This window comes from Rhodanobacter sp. Root480 (genome assembly GCF_001426645.1).
Taxonomy (GTDB): domain Bacteria; phylum Pseudomonadota; class Gammaproteobacteria; order Xanthomonadales; family Rhodanobacteraceae; genus Rhodanobacter; species Rhodanobacter ginsenosidimutans.
Window position 1 is genome coordinate 185,886 of the sequence record NZ_LMEX01000002.1, and the last position, 23,225, is coordinate 209,110.

General features: G+C 65.8%; 22 protein-coding genes. 6 read left to right on the forward strand and 16 right to left on the reverse strand.

Annotated features, from left to right (window positions below; genetic code table 11):
- Positions 1–104: 104 nt before the first annotated feature.
- The 4 genes from ASD22_RS07975 to ASD22_RS07990 are packed head-to-tail and all read right to left on the reverse strand — an operon-like array spanning position 105 to position 3,652.
- Positions 105–716 carry a PqiC family protein gene (locus ASD22_RS07975; protein ID WP_056081510.1) on the reverse strand — a complete coding sequence of 204 codons (612 nt, stop codon included), beginning with the start codon at positions 714–716 and terminating at the stop codon, positions 105–107.
- Complete coding sequence (locus ASD22_RS07980) at positions 713–2,413, reverse strand: MlaD family protein (RefSeq protein WP_056081513.1); 1,701 nt, start codon at positions 2,411–2,413, stop codon at positions 713–715. The genes ASD22_RS07975 and ASD22_RS07980 overlap by 4 nt, the downstream gene beginning before the upstream one ends.
- Entirely contained in the window at positions 2,406–3,044 is a 639-nt protein-coding gene (locus ASD22_RS07985) for a paraquat-inducible protein A (RefSeq protein ID WP_056081515.1), read from the reverse strand. The genes ASD22_RS07980 and ASD22_RS07985 overlap by 8 nt, the downstream gene beginning before the upstream one ends.
- The gene (locus ASD22_RS07990; RefSeq protein ID WP_056081519.1) at positions 3,041–3,652 is read right to left on the reverse strand and encodes a paraquat-inducible protein A; all 612 of its coding nucleotides are present in this window, start codon (positions 3,650–3,652) and stop codon (positions 3,041–3,043) included. The genes ASD22_RS07985 and ASD22_RS07990 overlap by 4 nt, the downstream gene beginning before the upstream one ends.
- Before the next feature lie 143 nt (positions 3,653–3,795).
- Between ASD22_RS07990 and trxA the strand changes: the two genes are divergently transcribed.
- Positions 3,796–4,659 (forward strand): thioredoxin, encoded by an 864-nt coding sequence (gene trxA, locus ASD22_RS07995; RefSeq protein WP_056081521.1) that lies wholly within the window; start codon positions 3,796–3,798, stop codon positions 4,657–4,659.
- Positions 4,660–4,850: 191 nt separating this feature from the next.
- On the forward strand, positions 4,851–5,303 hold the full coding sequence (locus ASD22_RS08000; RefSeq protein WP_056081524.1) for a DUF4442 domain-containing protein: 453 nt from the start codon (positions 4,851–4,853) through the stop codon (positions 5,301–5,303).
- A gap of 24 nt (positions 5,304–5,327) precedes the next feature.
- Here ASD22_RS08000 and ASD22_RS08005 read toward each other — a convergent pair whose 3' ends face one another.
- The 6 genes from ASD22_RS08005 to ASD22_RS08030 form a co-directional block, all read right to left on the reverse strand.
- A complete protein-coding gene (locus ASD22_RS08005; RefSeq protein WP_056081527.1) occupies positions 5,328–6,350 on the reverse strand; it encodes a LacI family DNA-binding transcriptional regulator in 1,023 nt (340 codons plus the stop codon).
- Between the two features lie 111 nt (positions 6,351–6,461).
- Positions 6,462–8,279, reverse strand: a complete 1,818-nt coding sequence (recQ, locus tag ASD22_RS08010; RefSeq protein ID WP_056081530.1) for a DNA helicase RecQ — start codon at positions 8,277–8,279, stop codon at positions 6,462–6,464.
- A gap of 99 nt (positions 8,280–8,378) precedes the next feature.
- Positions 8,379–10,349, reverse strand: coding sequence for a hypothetical protein (locus tag ASD22_RS08015; protein ID WP_056081533.1), 1,971 nt, complete (start codon positions 10,347–10,349; stop codon positions 8,379–8,381).
- Positions 10,346–10,957 carry a hypothetical protein gene (locus tag ASD22_RS16390; protein ID WP_235577591.1) on the reverse strand — a complete coding sequence of 204 codons (612 nt, stop codon included), beginning with the start codon at positions 10,955–10,957 and terminating at the stop codon, positions 10,346–10,348. Before ASD22_RS16390 ends, ASD22_RS08015 begins: the two co-directional genes overlap by 4 nt.
- Positions 10,958–11,028: 71 nt before the next feature.
- On the reverse strand, positions 11,029–12,822 hold the full coding sequence (locus ASD22_RS08025) for a type IV secretory system conjugative DNA transfer family protein (RefSeq protein ID WP_056081538.1): 1,794 nt from the start codon (positions 12,820–12,822) through the stop codon (positions 11,029–11,031).
- A gap of 130 nt (positions 12,823–12,952) precedes the next feature.
- Entirely contained in the window at positions 12,953–13,294 is a 342-nt protein-coding gene (locus ASD22_RS08030) for an MGMT family protein (protein WP_056081542.1), read from the reverse strand.
- Between the two features lie 68 nt (positions 13,295–13,362).
- Here ASD22_RS08030 and ASD22_RS08035 point away from each other — a divergent pair, with 68 nt between their 5' ends.
- Positions 13,363–13,767, forward strand: coding sequence for a hypothetical protein (locus tag ASD22_RS08035; RefSeq protein ID WP_007082579.1), 405 nt, complete (start codon positions 13,363–13,365; stop codon positions 13,765–13,767).
- Positions 13,768–13,773: 6 nt separating this feature from the next.
- Here the strand turns inward: ASD22_RS08035 and ASD22_RS08040 are convergent, their stop codons facing one another.
- Complete coding sequence (locus tag ASD22_RS08040) at positions 13,774–14,886, reverse strand: inorganic phosphate transporter (RefSeq protein WP_056081545.1); 1,113 nt, start codon at positions 14,884–14,886, stop codon at positions 13,774–13,776.
- 85 nt (positions 14,887–14,971) lie between these two features.
- Positions 14,972–15,601 (reverse strand): hypothetical protein, encoded by a 630-nt coding sequence (locus ASD22_RS08045; protein ID WP_007082581.1) that lies wholly within the window; start codon positions 15,599–15,601, stop codon positions 14,972–14,974.
- A gap of 136 nt (positions 15,602–15,737) precedes the next feature.
- Between ASD22_RS08045 and ASD22_RS08050 the strand changes: the two genes are divergently transcribed.
- Positions 15,738–17,057 (forward strand): hemolysin family protein, encoded by a 1,320-nt coding sequence (locus ASD22_RS08050; protein WP_056081549.1) that lies wholly within the window; start codon positions 15,738–15,740, stop codon positions 17,055–17,057.
- A 225-nt stretch (positions 17,058–17,282) separates the two neighbouring features.
- Here ASD22_RS08050 and ASD22_RS08055 read toward each other — a convergent pair whose 3' ends face one another.
- Positions 17,283–18,047, reverse strand: coding sequence for an RNA methyltransferase (locus ASD22_RS08055; RefSeq protein WP_056081551.1), 765 nt, complete (start codon positions 18,045–18,047; stop codon positions 17,283–17,285).
- Positions 18,048–18,229: 182 nt separating this feature from the next.
- Between ASD22_RS08055 and ASD22_RS08060 the strand changes: the two genes are divergently transcribed.
- A complete protein-coding gene (locus ASD22_RS08060) occupies positions 18,230–19,033 on the forward strand; it encodes an inositol monophosphatase family protein (RefSeq protein ID WP_056081554.1) in 804 nt (267 codons plus the stop codon).
- Positions 19,034–19,106: 73 nt separating this feature from the next.
- Here ASD22_RS08060 and hda read toward each other — a convergent pair whose 3' ends face one another.
- The 3 genes from hda to ASD22_RS08075 are packed head-to-tail and all read right to left on the reverse strand — an operon-like array spanning position 19,107 to position 21,981.
- Complete coding sequence (gene hda, locus ASD22_RS08065) at positions 19,107–19,808, reverse strand: DnaA regulatory inactivator Hda (protein ID WP_056081556.1); 702 nt, start codon at positions 19,806–19,808, stop codon at positions 19,107–19,109.
- Complete coding sequence (locus ASD22_RS08070; protein WP_056083996.1) at positions 19,805–20,968, reverse strand: AI-2E family transporter; 1,164 nt, start codon at positions 20,966–20,968, stop codon at positions 19,805–19,807. The genes hda and ASD22_RS08070 overlap by 4 nt, the downstream gene beginning before the upstream one ends.
- Before the next feature lie 29 nt (positions 20,969–20,997).
- Positions 20,998–21,981, reverse strand: coding sequence for a DUF2066 domain-containing protein (locus ASD22_RS08075; protein ID WP_056081559.1), 984 nt, complete (start codon positions 21,979–21,981; stop codon positions 20,998–21,000).
- Between the two features lie 158 nt (positions 21,982–22,139).
- Between ASD22_RS08075 and purM the strand changes: the two genes are divergently transcribed.
- The gene (gene purM, locus ASD22_RS08080; protein ID WP_056081562.1) at positions 22,140–23,174 is read left to right on the forward strand and encodes a phosphoribosylformylglycinamidine cyclo-ligase; all 1,035 of its coding nucleotides are present in this window, start codon (positions 22,140–22,142) and stop codon (positions 23,172–23,174) included.
- Positions 23,175–23,225 lie beyond the last annotated feature (51 nt).

A 23,225-nucleotide genomic window follows, 5' to 3' on the forward strand; every position in this document is an offset into this window, starting at 1 on the left:
ATTCCGGTGCCGTTGTGCGATGAGCCCAGCCTGGCGAAAGTCGGCTGCAGCGAACGGATCAGACTAGCCCAGCGCAGCCCCTGCGCCAAGCCTGCGGCGCACCGTCACGCCGCCGGGCAGGCCGCTTTCTGCCCGTCCGCCAGCGCACGCGCGGCGGTGGCGATCTGCGCTGCGATCTGCGCGATCGCCCGTTGATGGCCCTGCACCAGCGCGGGATAGCCCGCCCCCACGGCCTCGCGAACGCGGGTGGTGCAGGCCAGCGCGGCGGGCGAATCGCCGGCGGCCGCACGCACGCTCCAGGCCGCGTCGATCAGCGCGTAGGCGCCGGGTGCGGAATCGAAGCGGCGTACGTCCAGCTTGATCCGCAGCCGCGGCTTTTCACCGACCGCCATGCCGCTGAGGTCGGCGCCATGCAGTTGCCGCACCAGATCCGCCGACAATGCGCCGCGCACCTCGTCGGCCAGCGGCGCGATCCAGCGCTCGCTGCCCAACAGCGCCACACCCTGGCCGCCTTCGCGCACCACCAGCTGCGGTTGATCCACCTGCGCTGGCACGTTCACCGGCATCAGTTCGAACGACAGCGGTGAGGCGGCGGCCACCGGTTCCGCTCCACCGGCCGGTGCCACCAAGGTGTAGTAATGCAGCGGCGCGGAGGCGCACCCGGCCAGCAGCAGGCCCAGGGTCAGCCCATGCAGGCGTGTTCGGATGCGGATCATGGCTGGCTCCCCTGGCCGGGTTGGACGGTGGGTTCGGGCGCGGCACTGGCGGGCGGGCTGACGGGCTTGTCGTCGGCGCGGCCGCGGATCAGGGCCTCGGGATGACCACCGAGGTAATCGGTGAGCACGCGCAGTGAACGCGCCATGCGCTGTACCTGCTGCAAGGTCGAGTTGAGGTTCTGCTGCAACGGCGAGTCGCCGGACAGCGCATCGTCGGCGGTGCCCATGGTCTTCTTAACACCCTCGAGCGTGTCGCGGAACGCCGGCAGGGTCTGCGCGTTGACCTGCTTGAGCGTGCTATTGAGGCTGGCCAGGGTCTGGTCCAGATGCTTGCCAATGCTCTCGAACGGGATCTTGTCGAGCTTGGCGACGATGCCCGCCAGTTGCTCCTGCAGCTTGTCGAAACTGCCCGGCGCGGTGGGGATGGTCAGCGGCGTGGCATTGGCGTCGAAGGCCACCTTCGGCGTATGCGGCACGAAGTCGAGCGCCACGTACAACTGGCCGGTCAGCAGGTTGCCGGTGCGTGCCTGCGCGCGCAGGCCATGGGCGATCAGCGGCGCCATCAACTGCGCCAGGTCGGCCTTTTCACCGCGCGCCTTGGCCAACGCCTCCAGCTTGTCGTAGGCGCTGCCCAGACGCTGGGGATAGACCACCGCGCCCACCACCACCGGGAAACGACCCTTCTTCTCGTCGTAGTCCAGCCGCACCGACACCACCTTGCCGATGTTGATGCCCAGGAACTCCACCGGTGCATCCACCGCCAGCCCACGCACCGATTGCTCGAAGCGCATGCGCAAGTAGCGCGGCTCGCCATCGGGTGGCGCCATCGCCAGGGCGCGCTCGCTGAACAGCCTGTATTCCGTGTCTTCCGCCGCCGGCGTGCTGTCATGCGGCCCCGGCGGGTCCTGGAAGGCCACGCCACCGGCCAGCACCGTGGCCAGCGACTGGGTGTTGAGTTTCAGGCCGTTGGCGCCGATCGACACGTCCACGCCGCTGGCATTCCAGAAGCGGGAATCGGTGGTGACGAAGCGGTCGTTGGGGCCGTCCACGAAGATGTTTAGCGAGACGCCCTTGCCATCCTTGTCCAGCTGGTACGACGCCACGCGGCCCACCTGGATGCGCCGGTAGTAGACCGGCGAGCCGATGTCCAGCGAACCGAGATCGTCGCTGTGCAGGACGAAGCTGCGGCCCGGTGCGCCGTGGTTGACGGCCGGCGGGCTCTCCAGGCCCTTGAAGGTGTACCGCGACTCCTTCGAATCGCCCACGTCCGCGCCGATGAACGCACCTGACAGCAGCGTGTCGATGCCGGACACGCCGCCCAGGCCGATGCGCGGGCGCACCACCCAGAAGCGGGTATCGCGGGTGGCGAAACCTTCGGCGCTCTTCTCCAGCGCCACCCGCACCAGCACATGGCTGCGGTCTTCGCTGAGCCGGATCTTGCTGACCCGGCCGATCACCACGTTCTTGTATTTCACCGGCGTCTTGCCGGCATCCAGGCCTTCGGCGCTCTGGAAGCTGATGGTGACTTCGGGGCCGGCCTGCAGCCAGCTGTTGACCACCAGCGACAACGCGATCACGGCCGCCAGCACCGGGATCAGCCAGATCAGCGAAACGCTGACGCGCCGACGCTTCACCACCGGCCGCGGCAGGTTCTCGCGCTCGGGCAGGTCCTGATCAGTGCGGTTTTCGTCAGTCATCGGTGTCCTTGCCGTCCCAGATCAATCGTGGATCGAAGCTCATCGAAGCCAGCATGGTCAAGACCACGGTCAGGCCGAAATAAATCACCCCGGGCAACGGTTCCACCCGGCTCAATACGCTGAAGCGCACCAGCGCGGTCAGCAGTGAAACCACGAACACATCCAGCATCGACCAGTAGCCCACCAGCTCCACCAGCCGGTACAGGCCGGCGCGCTGCTGCCGCGCCCAGTTGCTGCCGCGCCGGCTGCTGACCAGCAGCGTGCCCAGCGCCAGGAACTTCAGCATGGGCACCACGATGCTGGCGGTGAACACGATGATCGCCAGGTTCGGCGATCCATTCTTCCACAACTCCACCACGCCGCTGATGATGGTGTTGTCGTCGATGTCATTGAGGCTGGCGGTGCGCATGATCGGCACCACGTTGGCGGGGATGTACATGATGAAGGCGGCAATCAGCAGCGCCCACGTACGCGAATAGCTGGCCGGCTTGCGCCGATGCAGCGCCACGCCGCAGCGCGGGCACGCCACGACCTCGGCCGCACCGGCAGCGGCATGCGCATCGCGACACACCAGCCCGCACACATGGCAGCCGATCAGGCCCAGCTCGGCGGCGCGCGGCAACGCGTTCATGCAGCGACCTCGGGTGTACGCCACAACTGCCGCAGATCGATGCCGGCGAACACGGTGATCAGCACGGTCAACACCGCGTAGGCATAGATACCCGGCTCCGGTGTCACGTCGAAATACGTGTGCGCCTTGACGATCGCCACCAGCGCGCCCAGCACGAACACCTCGCTCATCGTCCACGGGTTCAGGTAATGCAACCCCACCATCATCGGCACGAAGCCCGGCGCGCGACGGCCTTGCCGGGCAAACCACAGCAGCCAGCCCAACTGCAGCATCTTCAGCAACGGCAGGAAAAACAGCGTGGCCGCCACCAGCACCGAGACGATGCCCGCGTCCTCGCGCCACATCGCGATGATCACGCCCCACAACGTGGAGCTGCTGTGCTGGCCGCTGAGTCCCAGCATCACGATCGGCCACATGTTGGCCTGCACGAACACGATCAGCGCGGTGACGATCAGCGCCAGCATCGCGTTCGTGCTCAACCGGTAATGGCGCTGCAACACCTTGCCGCAACGCGCGCAACGCGCCACCTCGCCGCGCGAAAGCGCCAGCCGCTGGTGCACCGTGTCGCAATGTTCGCAGACGATCAACGCTTCGGACGTCGTGCCCATGCACTCCAACCCCTGCCGGCCGCGGATGCGGCGACCGCGCAATTCTCGCAAATCCGCCGTGAACGCGCTCAGATGCGGTCGCGCGGTTGATATGCTGGGCGGCGCCCTGATCTGAATCGGCATCCGCCAAGCTGGAGTTACCCGTGACTGACGCCCCCACATTGCCTGTTGTTTTCGACGTCGATACGCAGACCTTCGAAGCCGATGTATTGCAGGCCTCGCTGACCACACCCGTGCTGGTGGATTTCTGGGCGCCCTGGTGCGAGCCGTGCAAGACGCTGGGGCCGATGCTGGAAAAGCTCGCCGCCGAGTACAACGGCGCCTTCCGGCTGGGCAAGGTCGACGTGGACCAGCAACAGGAACTGGCCGGCATGTTCGGCATCAAGAGCATCCCGACTGTGGTGATGGTGAAGGACGGCCAGGTGCTGGACGGCTTCGCCGGCGCGCTGCCGGAAGGCCAGTTGCGCGAGTTCCTGTCGCGCCACGTGCAGCCGCTGGAAGCCACCGATGACGGGCTGGACGACGCCACCCCGGAAACCCCCGAGCAGGCGCTGGGGCGCATCCAGCAGGCGATCGCCGCCGAGCCGGACAAGGCCGAGCTGAAACTCGACCTGGCCCTGGCCCTGCTGCGCGTCGGCCAGACCGCCGCCGCCGAAGCGGAACTAGCCGCCCTGCCCGTCAACCTGGCCACCGACGCCCGCGCCGTACGCCTGCGCAGCGAACTGGATCTAGCCCATGCGCTGAAAAGCGCGCCCGAGCTGACTACGCTGCAGCAACGCGTGGAAGCCGACGGCAACGACTGGGAAGCACGCGACCAGTTGGGCGTGCGCCTGTTGCTCGAAGGCGACGTCGAAGCCGGCCTCGACCAGTTTCTGGTCATCCTGCAGAAGGCACGGGACTGGAACGACGGCCAGGCCAAGAAGCGTCTGCTTGCCGCGTTTACCACGCTGGATGATGCGGACGTGGTGGGTCGTTACCGGCGCAAGATGGCGTCGCTGTTGTTTTGATGGTTTGAGGAGCAGCACGAGCGTCGCTCCTCACCGATCACCCTGAGCGTAGCCGCGCAGCGGTGAAGTCGAAGGGCATGGCCGAGGAAGACTTCGACTTCGCCGCTGCGCGGCTACGCTCAGTCCGAACGGTTGGAGGGAATGCTTCCCGCCCCATTCTCGCGTCCATCTCTCCCAATCACCGAGCCCTCATGCGCGCCTCCACCTTCCGTCGCCTGTTCAACCTCTGGCCGCCGTTCCTGTGCAACAGCATGCGGCTGCAAATGCTCAGCGACGACTGGCGCGAGACGCGCGTGGTATTGCACCTGCGCCCGTGGAATCGCAACTATGTGAAAAGCCAGTTCGGCGGCAACCTGTTCGCCATGACCGACCCGTTCTGGATGCTGCTGGTGATGCACCAGTTGGGCAGCGACTACTACGTATGGGACAAGGCCGCCGCGATCGACTTCGTGGCACCCGGGCGCGAGGACGTCTACGCGCATTTCAAGCTGGAACCGGCCGTGGTGGATGAATTGCGCGCCGCGGCGGCGAACGGCGAAAAGGTGCTGCGCTGGTTCGAAACCGAGGTGGTCACCAGTAGCGGCAAGGTGATCGCCCGCGTGCGCAAGCAGATCTACGTGCGACTGAAGCCCAAGGCGCGCTGAGTCGCGCGTACGGTGGGAGCGGCTTCATCCCCCGCTCGAACGCCGCACCATCAGCTTCACCGGCAGCACTGCGCTTTCCACCGGCTCGCCGCGGATCTGGCTCAGCAGGCTGTCCACCAGCACTTCGCCGGCACGCTTGGTGTCCTGCAACACGGTGGTCAGCGGCGGGCTGACGAAGCTGGCGGTGGCGATGTCGTCGAAGCCGGCCAGCGCGACATCCTGGGGCACCTGCAGGCCGTGGTCGCCCAGTGCATGCAGGGCGCCGATGGCGATCAGGTCGCTGGCGGCAAACACCGCGTCATACGGCGTGGCGCGGCTGATCAGCGTGCGCATCGCCTCGTAGCCCGATTGCTCGGTGCTTTCGGCGTTGACCTGCAGCGAGGCCTCGACCGGCAAACCCGCCCGTTGCAAGGCATCGACGTAACCGCGGTAGCGCTCGAAGAACTCCGGGTAGTGGCTGGTCGCGTCGCCCAGGAAGGCGATGCGGCGACGGCCGCGTTCCAGCAGGTGCTCAGCCACCGCCTGGCCGCCGCGAAAATTGTCGCAGCCGATGGAAACGCCGGGCTGGTTGGGCAGCACCGCGCCCCAACGCACGAAATGCGTGCCTTGCGCCACCAGCTTTTCCAGCTTGTCGCGATAGGCCAGGTAATCGCCGTAACCCAGCAGGATGATGCCGTCGGCTTTCTTGCTGTCGGCGAAATCGGCATGCCAGTCGCGCGAGAACTGCTGGAACGAAATCAGCAGGTCGTAGCCCTGCCGCGCGCAGGCGCGGGTGATCGAGCCCAGCATCGACAGGAAGAACGGATTGATATGCGACTCATCCGCCGTGGGGTCCTCGAAGAACAGCAACGCCAGCGTGCCCGAGTACATGCGGCGCAGGCTGGAGGCGTTCTTGTCCACCGTGTAGTTGAGTTGGTCGGCCGCAGCCTGGATGCGCCGACGGGTTTCCGCGCTGACCAGGGTGCTGCCACTGAGCGCCCGCGACACCGTGGCCTGGGAAACCCCGGCCAGGTGGGCGATGTCGAGCGATGTGGCTTTTCTTTTCATCCGCGGTCGATCCGGGAAAACTGGCCAGAAGGCGGCGCCCCATCCGGATGCCGGCGGGCTGTCTTCGAATCCTAGCTGTTTTGCCCGAGGCGCGGGGCGAGGCCCGCCCGCCTATTCCTGCGCGTTGATCACCGCCAGGAAATCGCGGCCATAGCGCTTGAGCTTGGCTTCGCCCACGCCACTGATGGTGGCCAGTTCGTCTTCGGTGGTGGGCAATGCGCGCAGCATCGCCAGCAAGGTGGCGTCGTGGAAAACCACGTACGGCGGCACGCCCTGCTGTTTGGCCAGTTGCGTGCGCACGGCGCGCAAGGCATCCCACATGTCCTGCTCGTAAGCCTCGATGCCCAGACTGCCGCCGCCCGTGACCAGCTTGCTGTCGCGGCGACGACGGGCAGCGCGCTCGGGCCGCGCATCCTCGCGCAGCTTCACCGATTGGCCGCCGCTGAGCACACCACGGCTGGCGGCGGTAAGGCGCAGGGTGCCATAGCCTTCGGCATCGGCCTCCAGCAAACCAGCCGCAAGCAACTGGCGGAACACCGAGCGCCACTGCTTCTCGTCCATGTCCGCGCCGACGCCGAAGGTGCTGAGCTGGTGATGGCCCAGGCTGCGCACGCGCTCGGTTTCCTCGCCGCGCAGAATGTCGATGACATGGCCCGAACCAAAACGCTGGCCGCTGCGGTACACCGCCGACAGCGCCTTCTGCGCGGGCACGGTGGCATCCCAGGTTTTAGGCGGCGCGATGCAGTTGTCGCAATGACCGCAGGGGCCGGGATAACTTTCACCGAACGCGCCCAGCAGCAACTGCCGACGGCAATCGGTGGCTTCGGCATACGCCAGCAGCGATTCCAGCTTCTGCCGCTCCACGCGCTTGCGCTCATCGGCCGATTCGGACTGCGCGATCATCTGGCTCATGGTGACCACGTCGGACAGCCCGTAGATCATCCACGCTTCGGCCGGCAAACCATCACGACCGGCGCGGCCGGTTTCCTGGTAATAGCCCTCGATGCTGCGCGGCAGATCCAGATGCGCCACGAAGCGCACATCGGGCTTGTCGATGCCCATGCCGAACGCCACCGTGGCGACCATCACCACGCCGTCCTCGCGCAGGAAGCGCTTCTGGTTTTTCGCACGCGTCGCCGCATCCAGCCCGGCGTGGTACGGCAGCGCCTCCACGCCCGATTCGGCCAGCCACGCGGTGGTGTCGTCCACCTTGCGCCGGCTGAGGCAATACACGATGCCCGATTCGCCCTGATGTCCCAGCAGGAATTCGCCCAGCTGGCGCTTGGCGTTGTGGCGCAGGCCCACCCGGTAGCCGATGTTGGGCCGATCGAAACTGGATACGAACTGGCGCGCGTTCTGCAGCGACAACCGCTCCACGATCTCCTCGCGCGTGCGCGGGTCGGCGGTGGCGGTGAGCGCGATGCGTGGCACCTGCGGAAAACGCTGCTGCAGGATCGCCAGCTCACGGTATTCGGGCCGGAAATCGTGGCCCCACTGCGAGACGCAATGCGCCTCGTCGATGGCGAACAACGCCACTTCGGTGCGCTCAAGCTGAGCCAGGAACCGGCCGGTGAGCAGCCGCTCCGGCGCCACGTAAAGCAGGTTCAGCTCGCCCGCTTCCAGCTGCCGCTCCACCTCGCGCTGCTCGGCGGCCGCCAGGCTGGAATTGAGAAACGCCGCGGCCACGCCCGCTTCGCGCAACGCGTCGACCTGATCCTGCATCAGCGCAATCAACGGCGACACCACGATGCCCGTGCCCTGGCGCAGCAGCGCCGGCACCTGGTAGCAAAGCGATTTGCCGCCGCCCGTGGGCATCAGCACCAGCGCATCGCCGCCTTCGCTGAGATGCTCCACCACGGCCTGCTGCTGGCCGCGGAAACTGGAATAACCGAAAACGCTTTGCAGCAGGTCGAGAGCGGGGGAAGTCATCCTGCAATGCTAGCAAACCGCGGGATGGCGTCTGTCGGCGGATGGCGCACGCATCGTTCAGCCATGGCGTGCCGACGACGGCGATTTCGCCTGCGCGAGTTACCGCCCGGCGAGCCCCGGCCCCTGCTGGATAGCCGCGCTTTGCGACGTGGCCCAGCCCGCCATTTGCGGCTGCTGATCGTATTGCCGGATCTGCAGGATGGATTGCTGCGGCTGGGGTGACGGGACCCTCACATCGACGCTGGCCGGCGTGGCCAACATGCCCGATCCCCGGAACAGCATTTGACCACCGGCCCGGTCGAAATGGACCTGTTGCAGGTTATGCGCCGTGATCTCGTGCGCATGACATGCAGCCGTGAATTGCAGCAAACGGGCTTCCGAAGCATCGGGAATACGTCGATGCAGCTCGTTGTAAAGCGCATGGTTGGTGCTGTCTGGATGGCGCGGATCGCTGACCTCGTGAGCCGGATCGGCCGGAACGACGGCGCGGACCTGGTCGGGTAAAGGCTCGGCCGGCTGCGAGGCCGCTGGCGTCTGTCCAAGCCACCGTCCTGGATGTGACAAGGCGTCGTAGGCTTCGCCAGCGGCTCGCTCCGCCGCATCAATCCCATGTGACACCGTCCGTTTGACATCTGAATAGGCATGTCCGACGGCATCCACCATCTCTCCGAACCGCGCGTGGTTTTCGATAGAGCTATCGATACGGCGCACCAGGGTCGCCTCGGCCTGATGCACCCCGGATTGCACCGCACTGGCATAGGCATGAACGCCTTGTTCCACGCCATGCTTGAGTTCCTGCCCCAACCCGGCAACGAATTGACCCGTAGCGTGAGCGGCCTGGCCGGCGAGGTGGCTGGTCCGCGCCAGCCCCTCCGCTTCGACATGCGTAGCAAAACCGAGAGCCTTCGCACCCAGGGCGACACCACCGGCAACGCCTGGGTCCAGCGGCGCAGCTGCCCAGGCGATACGTGAAGCCTCATCTGCCCGCTGCTGCACGGCGTGCCCCGTCGAGCGGATACCATCCGCCAACTGATCAGCACCCCGCTGCACGTACTGGCCGCCAGCCTGAGACAAGACACTGCCCTGCTCCAAGGCACCCGTGGCGCCCTCGACGACGCGGTTGTGCTCCAGCGCATCCCGGATCGATGAATCAACCAGGGATGCGTGATATTCCATCAGCTGCTGCTGCATCCGTGGAGACAAGTGCGCGTAAGTGGATTCCAGATTCAGATGTTCCGTACTGTTCAATGCCACCGCCAACTCGGCGCGCGAGTCGTACACATCACCTCGGAAATGGTCGATGGCGGCCTTGTTCTCCGCGTAATTTTTCCTGGCGTGCGCCATGTTCTCCGGCTTCAACACGCTATCCGGGCCGGTGAAATGGGTGCCGCTGTGATCACCCAGGCTCATGGCTAGCAACGGGTTTGGCCCGATCACACCTGGATCTGCATCGAGGTAGCGTGCACCACGCAGTTTCGTCAGATCCTGATCACTGGCGAGTGTCACCACCTGTCCATAGTGGCGACTGGCTGCACTTACCGGGTCGCCAGCCATCACATAATTGATGACCCTGTCGCCACCCTCAGGCAGGCCGTAGCCCAGGTCTACGGCGCCGTACCCATTGATCGTCATGCCTCGCAGCCCGAATTCCGACGCCAGAACCTCGACCTCCGCACCTGCCAGGGAGTGACCGGCGAGTGTGATCTTGTCCCTGGGAACACCCGCCTTTTCGGCTTTGTCGAGTATTTCTCTGACGAAAGAGCGTGCGTCGTCCATTTGTGGATTGACGCGATCCCTGACCATCCGGTAATCGGCAATGGCGTCCTTTACCGTGACACTGGTGTGATGCAAGACATCCGGATCCGTGCCGCGAGGGGCGATGATGATTTCACCCGTAGCCACGCTTTGATAAGCCGTGCCATGAAACCCACTTGGATTCGCCGCGTAGCCGAACACCCTGTATTTGTGATCATGCAAATCCACTTCCTTTTGCTTGCTCACCTGTATCCGCGAGCGATCCTCATAAGCATCAACGGCCGCAGCAGCAGAAACTTCCGGATCGAGGCTCATGGATTAGCCTCTTTTATAGTCAAAGTAACTGGAAAGAAGTCATCAGGATTCTTCTTATATTCAGGCCTCGTGGCGGAGAAAGCGGGCGCACTGTCCAGATCTTTCACCTGTTCGGAAAGATCGCTTTTTCTAAAATAATCAGTTTGCGGAGATCTAAGAGCATCACCCACCAACTGGGATGAGCCGAATCCAACTCCGTCCACCTTGAAGTCAGGCGCAACTTGAGTCGCATCCCAGTGACAAACCCCCTTTCCAAAATAATCATCATCTCGCAAGGCGTCTCGATAAAAATACCCACGCCACGTGTTTCTTCCAATGGGCACCATTTCAAAATCGTAACTGGTATTCGGAACGTTGCGACCTCCAGTAAAGGTATCTTGGGGCACGCACTCCGCATTGACGACATCAAAAAAAACCACGCCCTTTACTGAGTCCCACGGTCCGGGCGAATCCACTGTGGCGGTAACTTCATAGCGTTTGACGGGATGAGGATTTTTCTCTGGATTCTTCGGGTCACCGTGCATGGCGGAGCATCCTGTGGTCAGAGCGATGGTCAAAATGAGTGCGGCAGCGGCTCTAAGCGGCATCGTAAGGATCCTTTCGGCCATGATGGAGCTCCTCGTTGGACGGCAGGCGAGGACGGAACGATACGACACCGAGCCTCCTTTTTTGTTGATTCCTAGCTTGCCAGCCATTGAGCTTCCTTCGCATCATTCGGACGGATGACATCCTTCGTGGATGCGTCCTGCTGCATGCTTGCCCTCGCCCCCTTGATCACCGCCGGCGCCACGCCAGCCCGCTGCTTGAGCTGCTTGTCCCTGAAATACCAGTTCTTCCTGGCGCGGATCGGTTTGCAGCCTTCGTAGAAGATCAGCTCGTCGTCAGCGGGTAGCTCCTTGATTTCCTGGGGCAGGAACAGGGCGCGCTTTTCTTCGGTGTGGTTGATCGAGACCTGGTTGGTGCCGCGACCGCGGCTGGTGCTGCGGTGTTCCTTGCGGATGGTCTTGTAGCCGAGCATTTCGCTGTATTCGTTGGCGTCGCTCTGCTCGCGCGGGGCGAACACGATTTGTGCGCCGTGGTTGGTGATGAAGTTCTGCGCGTCGTCGTCACCGTAGGCCGAGCGCAGCTGGGCGCGGCTCTGCACGATGCACAGGTCGCGCACGCCGTAGCTGGCGGAGATCGAGATGCGCTTGGCCCAGACGTCCATCCGGCCCATGGCGGTGAATTCATCCATCAGCAGCAGCATCTGGTGTTTCAGTTCCGGCTCCTCGCCCAGTTGTTTCGTGAGATTGCCGCCGATCACCGTGCTGAAGAAGATGTTGAGCAGCTTGCTGCTTTCGTCCAGCTTGTTGGTGGGGATGATGACGTACAGCGTGGTGGGCCGTTTGCGCAGGCTGGCCACGTCGATGTCGGTGGCGTTGGTGGCGGCGGCCAGGATGGGGCTGAGGAACTGCTGCAGCGGCGCCTGCATGGTGGCGAGGACGGAGGAGAAGGTCTGTTCGGCCAGGCCGGCGAGGTTGCCGAATACGGTGCGGGTCTGGGCGCTGACGAAGGCGTAGCGCGGGTCCTTCAGGATGATCTGCAACATCTCCCGGGTGCCCTGGCCGTCGGCGCCGCTGGACAGGCGCAGGATGCGCTCGAAGCTGGGGAAACCTTCGTGGGTATTGGGGTGCATGTCCGGCAGGCCGCTGCGGCAGCCGTGATCCCAGCCCTCGAACAGGAACGACGCGAAGGCGGTGAAGGCGGCGCGGCTCTGTGCGGTCCAGAACGGGTCCTTGCCGGCTTCGTCCGGGTACAGGATGGCGGCGATGGTCTGGATCTCGCCGATGCGCTTGCCCGGGTCCATCCCCGCCAGCGGCGTCATCGGGTTGAAGCGATGGGTGTTGCCCGCCTCGTCGTACGGCGCCCAGACGCGGATGGCGTGGCCTTGCGCCTGGCGCCAGCCGCTGGTGGCCTTGAACAGCTCGCCCTTGAGGTCCAGCACCACCATCGATTCCTGGTACGAGAGCAGTACCGGGATGGCGACGCTGGTGGTCTTGCCCGAGCGGGTCGGGCTGATGGTGATGACGTGCTGGGCGCCGCCCAACCACAGGTAGCGGCCCTTGTACGAGCCGATGAGGATGCTTTGCGGGGTCTGCGTGAGCAGCCCGGCCTTTTTCAGGTCGGACAACGTGGCGAAGCGGGCATCACCATGGAGGGAGGCGGATCGGGTCTTCAGCAGCGGAATCAGCGCACCGGCCCACGCCAGCAACGGCAGGCCGAAACCGATGGCGCCGCTGAGCTTGATCCGGGAAGCGAAGGGCGCGAACTGCGGCAGATCCATCGCCTGCAGGTATTGCCACCAGGTGTTCCAGGCCAGCGACGTATCGCGCAGGCCGAGCAGAAGCAACACCAGCCAGTTCGAGAGAAACCATCCGCCGACCAACCCCACCAACAGCAACGCCAACACCCAACCCAGCTTGTTCCGGCTCATCCCTGGCCTCCCCCGCATGTGGATTTTCGATGCTGGTGGAACCGCTTCCGTCGTGTCAATGCGTCGATAGCGCCTCACGCTGTCGGCGTTGGATGAAGCTTCGCGTAGTGACGATCAGGTCCGGGAATCCTCAATCCCCCGGCATGCCCCACAGCGCCCGGTCCAGGTCGCCATCCAGGCCGAAACGGGACAGCGGCACGCGGCCGCCTTTTACCTCGACGCCCTCGGCACGCAACCGCTGGCACTGCTCGCGGAAGCCATCGCTGTCGCGCGGCAGCGCGATCTGGCCGCTGGCGCGAAGCACGCGGTACCACGGCAGCTCCAGTCCGTCCGGCGTGTCACCCAGCAGCTTGCCCACCAGCCGCGCCCGCCCCGGCAGCCCGGCGCGGGCCGCGATGGCGCCATAACTGGCCACGCGGCCGGGCGGAATGGCGGCGATCGCGGCATAGATGCGGCGGGCGGCATCGCTCATGGTTCACAAGACGCAAGCGGGGGGACGTGGCAGAGTACCAGTGTTCGCTCGCCACCCCGGAAGCCTCCATGCGCCATTTCGAAGCCGTGCGTTCGCATATCGGCAGCCACTACGCGCTGCGCCACAACGATCCCTACCTGATCAGTTTCGACCTGGGGCTGGCGAAGGATCGTTACCAGGGCATCTACCTGGCGGAGCTGGAAGGCGAGGACGGTCGCCGCTACCTGCGTATTTCCACCCCGGTGGGGCCGCTGGCGGGTATCGATCCCAACCGCTGCCTGCGCTTCAACTGGCTGCAGCGCACGGGGTTTCTTGCGGTCACCGACCTGGACGGCTCGCCCTACCTGCATCTGTGCGAAAACCGCCCGTACGAGACGCTGGACGAAGGCGAGCTGCAACGGCTGATCAGCGAACTGGGCTCGCTGGGCGACGAACTGGAGCAGGTGATCGCCGCCGACAGCGATTCGCTGTAACGAACGTCAGGACAGTGCGTGGGCTACCAGCACCAGGCCGTACGCCAGCAACGCGGTGATCGGCAGGGTCAGGATCCACGCCCAGACCATCCGCTCCACCACCGACCAGCGGATCGCATTGAAGCGCTTGGCCGCGCCCACGCCCATGATCGAGGCCGACACGTTGTGCGTGGTCGACACCGGGATGCCGAAGGCCGAGGCCACGAAAATCACGAAAGCCGAGCCGGTTTCCGCGGCAAAACCATTGATCGGATGCAGCTTGACCATCTTGTGGCCCAGCGTCTTGATGATGCGCCAGCCACCGCCGGCGGTGCCCGCGGCCATGGTCAGGGCGGAGACCACTTTCACCCAGACGGGAATCGCGAAACCGCCGGCGGGATCACCGTCGATGCGCAGGAAATCCAGCCATTCAGGCAGGTGATCGAACTGGTGCGCGGCGGTGGCGCCGGCCAGGGCCAACGCGATGATGCCCATGCTTTTCTGGGCGTCGTTCATGCCGTGCGCCACGCCCATGGCGCTGGCCGACACGATCTGCGCCTTGCCGAAGAACGAGTTCACGAACGGTGTGCGGCCAAACCGGCGCAGCCAGCCCTGCCGGTTGGCGAACCAGGCCAGCAACGCGTACAGCCCGCCCATCAACGCGAAGCTGAGGATGAAACCGGCCAGGGGCGAATAGACCATCGGCAGAATGACCTTGGGAATCACGCCTTCGCCTCGCGCAAAGCCGTTCTGCGCCCAGATCACCGCTGAAAAATTGTTGTCTGCCGCCGCCAGCGCCGCACCCACCAGCGAGCCGACCAGCGCATGGCTGGAGCTGGAGGGAAGGCCCAGCCACCAGGTGATGAGGTTCCAGATGATCGCCGACAGCAATGCGCAGATCAGGATCTGCGAACTCATCTCCAGCACGCCGGCGTTGATCAGGCCCGAGGCGATGGTGGCGGCCACCGCCGTGCCCATCAGCGCGCCGATCAGGTTGGTGCCGGCCGCCAGCAACACGGCTTGCCCCGGCGTCAGCACCTTGGTCGCCACCACGGTGGCGATCGAGTTGGCGGTGTCGTGAAAACCGTTGATGTAGGTGAAGACCAGCGCGATCACCACCACCGCGATCACCAGGGTCATGGCCGGTATCCGGTGTGAAGCGGGCAAGTGGTCGTCGCGGTCGCGCGCCGGCGGAAGAACAAGGCAAGGGACACGGCGAAAGCCCTCAGGAGTTCTTCAGCACGATCGAATAGACGATGTTGCCCACGTCGCGGCATTTGTCGATCGCCTTCTCGATCAGCTCGAACAGGTCCTTGGCCAGCACCGCGCGCATCACGTCGCCGCCCTCCACATACAACGTGCGGTACGGCGCCAGCAGCATGCGGTCGCCTTCCGACTCCAGCGCCTGCAGGCGATCCTGCAGTTTTTTCACCGGGTCGATGCGCAGGCCGCGGCGCAGCTCGCCGATCATCTCCACCACCACGGCGCTGGAGCGCTCCAGCACCAGCGCGCGCTGGGCGAAATCCACGCCGTCGAGGCGATCGGCCACGATCTCGAAGCGTTCGGCGAATTTCTCCACCGTCTTGGGAATCTTGTACAGCGCCGAGTTCAGCGCCTCGATGTCCTCGCGATCCAGCGCGGTGACGAAGGTGTTCACCAGTCCCTCGCTGATCTGCGCGGCCAGCTCCTTTTCGCGGGCACGGGTGGCGGTGAAGCCGGCCATCACCGAGCCTTTGCCGGGGTTGGTGAGCAAATCGTGCAGGGCCTTGGCACTTTCATGGGCGGCGCCGGCGCTCTGTTCGAGCAAGCCGTAGAATTTGTCGCCTTTTCCGAAAATCGTCTGCAGTGAAAACATGCGGCCTTGCCTGGAGGAAGCGGAATAGTGGAATGTTACAGGACACACGCCCCGTACGGTTACGCCCGCAAAAGGTGAACTGCGGGCCTCGCTGCCCTTACACTGCCCCCATGCCTCCGCCCCCAACCCCGCCGCGATGCTGATCGAAATCGCGCTCGTCTTCGTGCTGGCACTCTGCAACGGCTTCTTCGCGCTGTCGGAGATGGCGCTGGTCGTCTCCCGCAAGGGCCGCTTCAAGCAGATGGCGAAAACCAGCCGCGGCGCCGCCCTGGCGCTGCGCCACGCCGAATCGCCGGAGCACTTCCTGTCGACCGTGCAGGTGGGCATCACCCTGGTGATGCTGATCACCGGCGCCGTGGCCGGCGATGCACTGGGCGCCCACATCGCCAACGCACTGCGCGGCGACAACGTGGCATGGCTCCTCCCCTATGCCCGCATCATCGGCATCGTGTTGGGTTTCGTGCTGATCTCGTTCATCCAGATCGTCATCGGTGAACTGGTGCCCAAGCGGCTGGCGCTGGCGGCGCCGGAGAAAGTCTCCGTCATCGTGGCGTTCCCGATGCTGCTGCTGTCGCGCCTCACGGCGCCTTTCGTGTGGTTGCTGAACATCTCCAGCAATCTGCTGCTGCGGATGCTGCGGATCAACCAGCAGGGCCGCGGCGTGGTTACCGAGGAGGAGATTCGCCTGCTGGTGGCCGAAAGCGCCGAGCAGGGCGTGCTGGACGCCGACGAACACAACATGGTCAACCGCGTGCTGCGGCTGGGCGACCGCACGGTGGACAGCGTGATGACCCCGCGCATGCGCATCGCCTGGCTGGATATCGCCGGCACCCGCGAGGAAAACGTGGAAGTGCTGCGCCAGACGCCCTACTCGCGCTACCCGGTATACCGCGGTGACGAGAGTGAGGTGGTGGGCGTGGTCGAGGTCAAGCGCCTGCTGTACAGCTTCGCCCAGGGCCGCCCGGAGTTGTTCAGCCACCTGTCCAAACCGCTGTTCGTGCCCGCCACGGCCCGCGCGCTGGATCTGCTGGAGGAATTCCGCGACGCCGAGACGCCGCTGGCCTTGGTGGTGGACGAATACGGCGACATCGAGGGCGTGGTCACCGTCAACGACCTGCTGGCAGCCGTGGTCGGCGCCAGCCAGATCGGCCACGGCGGCAGCGATGACCACTCGCCGATCGTGCAGCGTGAAGACGGCAGCTGGCTGATCGACGGCAGCCTGCCCACCGACGACCTGCGCGAACTGCTGCAACTGAACCATCTGCCCGGCGAAGACGAACACGACTTCCGCACCGCCGCCGGCATGGTGATGGCTGCACTGGGCCACATCCCGCAAACCGGCGAAACCTTCACCTGGCACGGCATCCGCGTCGAGGTGGTGGACCTGGACGGCGCGCGGATCGACAAGCTGCTGGTGACGCTGGAGCCGACGTTCGAGGCGTCGGAGGACGAGTAGGTCAGGAGCTGCCCCCATCCGCCCTGCCGGGCACCCTCCCCCGCGAAGCGGGGGAGGGTGCCCGGCAGTTTCGAGGAGGCCCGATGACTTCCTTCTCCCGCTCGCGGGAGAAGGTGCCCACTGCGAAGGCAGGATGCCGCCGAAGCGAACGGCGAAGCCGGCCCGTAGGACGTGCCGCAGGAGCGGCACGTAAAGGCGGAAGAGGGCGCTTTTCGCCCTAGCCGCTCAGCCCTTCTTCACCCCGGCCAGCCCCGCCATCCGCTGCGCATCGGCCAATATCCCGTGCAGCATGCGCAGTTCGCGTTCATCCATCTGAGCGCGCTGGAACAGCTTGCGCAGCCGCAGCATGATCGTGGTCGGCGTGCGGCCCTTGTGGAAATCGATGTCGTCCAGCGTCCGCGACAGATGGTCGTAGAACTGTTCCATCTGTATCGCGTCGGCGGGCGGTTCGTCATGCACGGGCGGCGGTGGCGCCGGCGTTTCCTGCAGCATGGCGATGCGCAGCTCGTAGGCCATCACCTGGACCGCCTGCGACAGGTTGAGCGAGCTGAAATCATCCACGCTGGGAATGCGCACCATCGCGTGGCAATGCGCCAGCTCCTCGTTTTCCAGCCCGGTGCGCTCGTTGCCGAACACCATGGCCACCTGCTCGCCGCGTGCAGCGGCGGCAAGTGCCTGCGCGGCGGCCTCGCGCGGCGAGATTTCCGGCAGGTTCACCCCGCGCCTGCGCGCGGACAAACCCAGTGCCAGGTTGCTGCCGGCCAGGCCATCGACCAGGGTGCGGTGGATGCCGGCGGCATCCAGCACCGCGTCGGCGCCCGCGGCCAGCGCGGTGGCGTCCGGGTCGGGAAAGCGCGCGGGCAGCACCAGATCCAGTCGCTCGAAACCCATCGTGCGGATCGCCCGCGCAGCACTGCCGATATTGCCCGGGTGCGAAGTGCGCACGAGCACGAAGCGCAGGCGGGCGGCGAGGTCGAGGGTATCGGTCATGGGGTGTGGGCGGTGAAAGAAAGCCTGCAAGCATAGTGCGAAGCCCGACACGGCACGAATGCGGAGGGCCGACGCCAGCCTTCCGTCTTCGATGCACCGGGCGCCCTCGCCCGCCGCTGCCCCATCGCGCCTCTGCTAGAATGCGCGGTCGCAACCCCGCTCTCTTCCAAAGTCGAAACCCCATGGCCCGACCCCACGTCACGATCGCGGCGCGCGCCGCGCGTTCCGCAGGCAACATCATCCTGCGCTACATGAACCGCATCGACGGCCTCAACGTCGTCGAGAAGCAGCAGCTGGATTTCGTCTCCGAGGTCGACAAGCTGGCCGAGGCGGAGATCATCAAGGAACTGCGCCGCGCCTATCCCGACCACGCGATCCTGGCCGAGGAAAGCGGCGCCATCGGCAAGGGTCCGCTTACCTGGGTAATCGACCCGCTGGACGGCACCCACAACTACCTGCGCGGCATCCCGCACTTCAGCGTGTCGATCGCGCTGCTGGAAAAGGGTGTGCCGATCCACGCCGTGGTGTTCGACCCGCTGCGCGACGAGCTGTACACCGCCAGCAAGGGCGACGGCGCCTACCTCAACGACCGCCGCATGCGCGTGGGCAAGCGCGAGAACCTGGGCGGCGCGATGATCGCCACCGGCTTCCCGTTCCGCCAGCGCCAGCATCTGGTGCCGCAACTGGACATGACCCGCGCCATCCTGGGCCAGGCCGAGGACATCCGTCGCTCCGGCTCCGCCGCGCTGGACCTGGCCTACGTTGCCGCCGGCCGCTACGACGGCTTTTTCGAGATCGGCCTGAAACCCTGGGACATGGCCGCCGGCGTGCTGCTGGTGCACGAGGCGGGCGGACGCTACTGCGACTTCGCTGGCCGCGACGGCATCCCCGCCAGCGGCAACATCATCGCCGGCAACCTGCACGTGGCCAAGGCGATGGTGGACGCGATCGGACAACAGGCGACGCCGGAACTGCTCAAGGCCTGAGCCACGTTTCATCGACACATCGAAGGCGCCGCAAGGCGCCTTTTTTGTGCGGATTCGTCCGCAGGGTTTGCGCCTACGGTTCGGCGGCGTCGCGCAGGAAATCGCGCAGGAACGGCACGGTGATCCGTCGCTGCGCGGCCAGTGAGGCCTGGTCGAGTTTGTCCAGCAGGTCGAGCAAAGCGCCCAGGTCGCGGGCGTAGCGGGAGAACAGCCAGTCCAGCACCGCGTCGTCCAGCTGGATACCACGCAGCACGGCCTGGCTTTTCAGCACCTCGCGGCGATCCGCGTCGTCCAGCGGTTTCAGCGTGAACCGGGTGCAGGCGCCCAGGCGCGAGCGTAGATCGGGCAGGCCCAAGGCCAGTTGCGCCACGCCGGCTTCCGCGGCGAACAGCAGGGCACCGCCCTCGGAGCGGGTACGGTTGTAGAGGTCGAACAGGGCGTGCTCGGCATCGCGATCGCCGGCGATGGCCTGCAGGCCATCCAGCGCCAGCAGTTCGCTGCCGGCGACACCACGCAGGGCGGCGGCGCGGTCGACCTGGCTGGTCAGCGGCAGGTATTGCACGGTACGCCCGAGCGCGCTGGCGGCATGGCAGGCGGCGATCAGCAGATGGCTCTTGCCGCTGCCGGTCGGGCCGCCCAGATAAACCCACGGTGCGCCGGGCTGGCGCGCCAGCGCCTCCACCGCGGCCAGCGCGGCCGCGTTGGTACCGGCATGGAAATGCTCGAAACGCTGGCGCCGCGGCCAGCGCAGCGCCAGCGGCAACTGCGGAATCATGGGGTCGTTCCGTCGTCCGGTGGCGTCGTGATATTCGATTCGACGTCGCCGTCGCTGTGCACGCTGACCTCGACTTCGGCAATCACCGGGTCGTCCGGCCCGGCCTCGTTGTACAGCTCGCTCATGCGATAGCGTTCGAGCAGGTAGCGCAACAGCACCATGATCACCGACGCCGCCGGCAGCGCCAGCAGCACACCGAGGAAACCGAACAGGTAGCCGCCGGCCAGCACCGCGAAGATCACCGCCACCGGGTGCAGGCCGATCTTGTCGCCCACCAGCTTGGGCACCAGCACGTAGCCTTCCAGCAACTGGCCCAGCACGAACACGCCGCACACCAGCAGCACGTGCATCCAGTCGCCGTATTGCACCAGCACGGCCACGATCGCGGCCACGAAACCGATGATGAAACCCAGGTACGGCACGAAGCTGAGCAGACCCGCGACCATGCCGATCAGCGGCCCCACGGTGAGCCCGACCACGCCCAGCCCGGCGCCGTAGAACACGCCCAGCGCCAGCATCACCAGCAGCTGGCCGCGCACGAATGCGCCCAGGATGCTGTCCGACTCGCGCGCCAGGTGCGCGATGGTGGGCTGGATCGAGCGCGGCAACATGCGGTCGATGGTGGCCMCCAGCCGATCCCAGTCGCGCAGCAGGTAGAACGCCACCACCGGGATCAGCACCAGGTTGGTCAGCCACATCGCGATACCCAGGCCCGAGCGCGACACCCGCCCCAGCACGGTCGCGGTGACGGTGCCGATGGAGCCGATGTGGGCCTTGATCGCCTCCAGCAGGCGATCGCTGTCGAAGGTGTCCGGGTCCAGGTGCAACCGATCACGCAGCCACGGCCAGGCGATGTCCTGCGCCCAGTCGCCGTAGCGCGGCAGGTTCTCGATGAGGTTTTCCACCTGCCGCGCGATCAGCGGAATCAGCAGCAGCAACACGCCGCAGACCACCAGCAACAGCACCACGAACACCACCGTGGCGGCCCATATGCGCTTCAGGCCCAGCCGCTCCAGCCGGTCGGCCAGCGGGTCACCCAGGTAGGCCAGCATGGCGGCCACCGCGAACGGCATCAGCACCGGCGCCAGCAGCCAGATCAGCCAGCCGATGATCGCGATGATCGCCAGCATCTGCCAGCGATGCGAGGTGTCCTGGTTCACGAGTCGTTTCCCGGCGCCATCGACGGACATCAATGCAGCCAGCGCAGGCTGGCATCGGCGCCATCGTGCGGCGCATCCAGCAGCAGGCGTCCGCCGGCGGCCAGGCTGGTGGCCAGTGCCGCCGCCGGCAGCGCCGCCCTGATCTCCAGCATGATGCCGTCATCCTGCGCGCCCAGCGTGGTCACGCTGCGCACGGTGGGGTCGGCGTTGAGCATCGACAGCAGGTTGGCATACGCCATGGCCGAACCCACCCCATCCACCCACAGCCGGCTGGTGCTGACGGTGGCGCTGACCACATTGAGTTGCTGGCCCACGCGACCGACGGCGCCGGTGCCGGCATCGGCCAGCACGGCATCTTCGGTAGCGCCCTGATTGCTCCAGCGCTGCGCTTTCCCGCCGGACACCAGCACCCAGTCGCCACCGCCATCATGCAGGTTGCCGAGCAGGACCAGGCCGGTGTGATATTGCTGGTTGATCGACGCCAGCGCGGCCGGGTCCGCCGCGGCCACACGCGCCAGGTCCGGCGTGCTGGCAGGGGCGGGATACACCACGCCGGTGCCGCCCGCCGTTACTGCCTGGGCCAGGCTGCCCAGGTCGTCCTGCTGCAACAACTGGCCGTCGCTGCCCTTCACTAGCAACAGTACGGGCGGTTTCACGCCGGCGCGGGAGACACCCAGTGTGTCGATCAACCGCCGTACCGCGCCGGGTTCGAAATTTACCTGCAGCGAAAGGCCGCCGCCGTCCGCCTTGGCGTACTGGAACTGCTGCACCAGCGAGCGCGCCTTGCCCAGCGCGTCGGCGTAACCGGCCTTGTTGCGCAGATCCTGCCCGCCCGCCACGCGTACCAGCACCTGCCCCAGCGCCGTGGCAAACGCCTCGTCGCGCTGGGCGCTGCTGGTGTCGCTGACCGGTACCGTGACCGAATACGGCGAACCCGGGACCTGCGCGTGCAGCGGCGACCACGCCACAAACGCCAGCAACAGGGCGACAATCGACAGACGGGGCAGGCGCATAAGCATGGATTCTTGGCGGACAACTGCGGGAAGTCTGCCCAATCGCGCTGCCAGCGTCCATGACAGCCATGGCGGATATGGAAAAGTCCGCGCCGCCAACGGCCAGCCGCCGCCACATAACTGCTAAACTTGCGCGTTTCATCCAGCCGGTTTACGCCATGTCAGACGCCCTCACCTACCGCGCCGCCGGCGTCGACATCGACGCGGGCAATGCCCTGGTCGAACGCATCAAGCCACTGGTCAAGCGCACGCAGCGCCCGGAAGTGATGGGCGGGCTGGGCGGCTTCGGCGGCCTGTTCGACCTCTCCGGCCGCTACAAGGAGCCCGTGCTGGTGTCGGGCACCGATGGCGTCGGCACCAAGCTGAAGCTGGCGCAGATCCTCGGCCGCCACGACACCATCGGCATCGACCTGGTCGGCATGTGCGTCAACGATGTGCTGGTGCAGGGCGCCGAGCCGCTGTTCTTCCTCGATTATTTCGCCACCGGCAAGCTGGACGTGGACACCGCCGCGGCCGTGGTCGGCGGCATTGCCAAGGGCTGCGAACTGGCCGGCTGCGCCCTGATCGGCGGCGAGACGGCCGAAATGCCCGACATGTATCCACCGGGCGAATACGACCTGGCCGGCTTCACCGTGGGTGCGGTGGAAAAATCGCAAATGCTCAGCGGCGCCGGCATCGTCGCCGGCGACGTGATCCTGGGCGTGGCCTCGTCCGGCCCGCATTCCAACGGCTATTCGCTGATCCGCAAGATCCTGGAGCGCGCCGGCAATCCATTGGACCTGGACCTCGGCGGCATGAAGCTGGCCGATGCGCTGATGGCGCCAACCACGATTTACGTGAAGCCGATGCTGGAACTACTGCGCGCGCAGTCGGATCAGGTGCACGGCATGGCCCACATCACCGGCGGCGGGCTGAAGGAAAACATCATCCGCGTGGTGCCGGACGGTCTGGGCATCGCGCTGCAAGCATCGGCGCTGCCCTTGCCGCCGGTGTTCGACTGGCTGATGCGCGAGGGCAACGTGGCGCGCGAGGAAATGTGGCGCACGTTCAACTGCGGCGTGGGTTTCACGGTCATCCTGCCGGCCGACGCGGTGGCTGCGGCCTCGACGCTGCTGGCCACGCACGGCCTGGCCAGCGCGGTGATCGGCGAAGTGGTAACCGCTGCGGGCGACGAGCGCGTGCGAATCGGCTGAGTACCCACGTTGATCGCCACGCTTTCTTCCACCGACGCCACTGACGCAGGC

Bases quoted from the DNA above. Each gene is read 5' to 3' on its own strand.
- ASD22_RS07975 (WP_056081510.1), bottom strand. From the start codon at position 716: ATGATCCGCATCCGAACACGCCTGCATGGGCTGACCCTGGGCCTGCTG.
- ASD22_RS07980 (WP_056081513.1), bottom strand. From the start codon at position 2,413: ATGACTGACGAAAACCGCACTGATCAGGACCTGCCCGAGCGCGAGAAC.
- ASD22_RS07985 (WP_056081515.1), bottom strand. From the start codon at position 3,044: ATGAACGCGTTGCCGCGCGCCGCCGAGCTGGGCCTGATCGGCTGCCAT.
- ASD22_RS07990 (WP_056081519.1), bottom strand. From the start codon at position 3,652: ATGGGCACGACGTCCGAAGCGTTGATCGTCTGCGAACATTGCGACACG.
- ASD22_RS08000 (WP_056081524.1), top strand. From the start codon at position 4,851: ATGCGCGCCTCCACCTTCCGTCGCCTGTTCAACCTCTGGCCGCCGTTC.
- ASD22_RS08005 (WP_056081527.1), bottom strand. From the start codon at position 6,350: ATGAAAAGAAAAGCCACATCGCTCGACATCGCCCACCTGGCCGGGGTT.
- recQ (WP_056081530.1), bottom strand. From the start codon at position 8,279: ATGACTTCCCCCGCTCTCGACCTGCTGCAAAGCGTTTTCGGTTATTCC.
- ASD22_RS08015 (WP_056081533.1), bottom strand. From the start codon at position 10,349: ATGAGCCTCGATCCGGAAGTTTCTGCTGCTGCGGCCGTTGATGCTTAT.
- ASD22_RS16390 (WP_235577591.1), bottom strand. From the start codon at position 10,957: ATGGCCGAAAGGATCCTTACGATGCCGCTTAGAGCCGCTGCCGCACTC.
- ASD22_RS08025 (WP_056081538.1), bottom strand. From the start codon at position 12,822: ATGAGCCGGAACAAGCTGGGTTGGGTGTTGGCGTTGCTGTTGGTGGGG.
- ASD22_RS08030 (WP_056081542.1), bottom strand. From the start codon at position 13,294: ATGAGCGATGCCGCCCGCCGCATCTATGCCGCGATCGCCGCCATTCCG.
- ASD22_RS08035 (WP_007082579.1), top strand. From the start codon at position 13,363: ATGCGCCATTTCGAAGCCGTGCGTTCGCATATCGGCAGCCACTACGCG.
- ASD22_RS08040 (WP_056081545.1), bottom strand. From the start codon at position 14,886: ATGACCCTGGTGATCGCGGTGGTGGTGATCGCGCTGGTCTTCACCTAC.
- ASD22_RS08045 (WP_007082581.1), bottom strand. From the start codon at position 15,601: ATGTTTTCACTGCAGACGATTTTCGGAAAAGGCGACAAATTCTACGGC.
- ASD22_RS08050 (WP_056081549.1), top strand. From the start codon at position 15,738: ATGCTGATCGAAATCGCGCTCGTCTTCGTGCTGGCACTCTGCAACGGC.
- ASD22_RS08055 (WP_056081551.1), bottom strand. From the start codon at position 18,047: ATGACCGATACCCTCGACCTCGCCGCCCGCCTGCGCTTCGTGCTCGTG.
- ASD22_RS08060 (WP_056081554.1), top strand. From the start codon at position 18,230: ATGGCCCGACCCCACGTCACGATCGCGGCGCGCGCCGCGCGTTCCGCA.
- hda (WP_056081556.1), bottom strand. From the start codon at position 19,808: ATGATTCCGCAGTTGCCGCTGGCGCTGCGCTGGCCGCGGCGCCAGCGT.
- ASD22_RS08075 (WP_056081559.1), bottom strand. From the start codon at position 21,981: ATGCGCCTGCCCCGTCTGTCGATTGTCGCCCTGTTGCTGGCGTTTGTG.
- purM (WP_056081562.1), top strand. From the start codon at position 22,140: ATGTCAGACGCCCTCACCTACCGCGCCGCCGGCGTCGACATCGACGCG.